Source organism: Candidatus Eisenbacteria bacterium (assembly GCA_016867715.1).
Taxonomy (GTDB): domain Bacteria; phylum Orphanbacterota; class Orphanbacteria; order Orphanbacterales; family Orphanbacteraceae; genus VGIW01.
Window position 1 is genome coordinate 1 of record VGIW01000172.1, and the last position, 1513, is coordinate 1513.

A 1513-nucleotide genomic window follows, 5' to 3' on the forward strand; every position below is an offset into this window, starting at 1 on the left:
GACGGCGTCGAGCTCGTGGATCTTGTCTTCTTGGTCGTCGGGGGCGAGGGAGCCGCATTCGACGCCCACTTCCTCGGCCCAATCTGCGAAGCGATCGTCGGGCGCGGCGAGGCGGCCGGCGAGAAGGATCGCGCGGAGGCGGAGGGGATGGTCGGATGGGGGGCGGGGGATGGGGAGGGGATCCAGCACGTGGAAGTCCATGTGCGTTTCGACGAACCGTCGCGCGTACCAGTCGAGTATGAGGGAAGCCACCACACCGAGAAGGAAGGCCTCGTCGAGGGCGGTGCCCCGCGGCCAGAGGAGATAGGGGGCAACGTCTGTGAGCACGATCTCCGGCGGGACGAGAGCGGCGCGCAACGTCCGGGTGTCCGTGGCACGCGATATTCGGCGGAACGCGATCCGGGGATGGAGACACGGGAGCGTGTCCCGGCTGCGGATCACCGCCGGGTCGAACTCCGAGAAGGGGGAGTTCTTGTTCCTCGCGCCGCGCGCGCGCTTCTCCTGTAAGTGCGGGAGCACCTTCTTCGGGTCGGCCCAGGCGTAGTAGGTCCCGGTGTCGGGAGTCCAAAGGTCGAAGGACTCTCCTTTGAAGACCGGCCAGAAGCCCTTCGGGCGATCTTTGGACTTCACGTCCATCAGCTTCTTGTCGTTGGTCGCGTCCATCTCACGATGCGGCCGCGCGCGCCAGGATCTTTTGTCGTCGAGGTCGAGCCGAGGCGCCCGGCGAAGCCTCGTGAAGACCTCGACCGACTCGTCGCTCGGGAGGAGAGGGAGAGAGGCCGTGTCGTTCCAGCTCCGGATCTCCTCGCCGTCGAAGACCGCGGGCTCGCGCGCGACGCCGGCCTCGTAGCGATCGCGGCTCGGGTAGGGCCCGCGGAGCGCGACCCGCACCGGCCGCGCCTCGCGCACGACACCCTTCTCCGCCTTCCTCCTCCCGATCGCGACGAGGCCGATGGTGTACCGGTGCTCCGCCTCGTCGAAGACCCACCCCTTCGTGTTGAGGAGCGTCGTCACATCCACACCCTCGGCGTGCGAGAACACTTCATGTCTAAACTCCGTCGATCCTTTCGCCGCGAGGGCCGAGCGGGGGAGAACGACCCCGATCCGGCCTCCGTCTTCGCAGGCGAGATTCCAGAAACGCCAGCAGAACGCCTTGTAGAGATCGGGATCCCCGGTCCCCATGCCGGGATAGGGCCCCGTGGTGAGCGCGCGACGCATCGCCTCGGCATCCGCGAGCTCCCGCTCATACTCCGCGACGAGATCCGGCCTCGCTCGACGGAGCTTCGACTTGGCCGCCTCCTGCTCGCGCTGCGGGAGCGAACGAAGGCCCGGAGAATGCCGCGCCCAGAAAGCGTCCTCCTCGAGGGTCGCCTCCTGCCACGGCGGGTTCCCCACGATCGCATCGAACCCCGGCCTCTCGCGGAGAAAAACCTCGGGGAACGCGATCGGAAAATGAAACGCGTGGAGCCCTTCGAGGCGCTCCCTCGCGGCCTCGTACTCCTTCGACCCCGCG

Annotated in this window: 1 protein-coding gene; it reads right to left on the reverse strand. The window is 67.7% G+C overall.

Annotated features, from left to right (window positions below):
• On the reverse strand, window positions 1-1513 hold a 1513-nt coding region (locus tag FJY73_14425; protein ID MBM3321855.1), incomplete at both ends, for a hypothetical protein.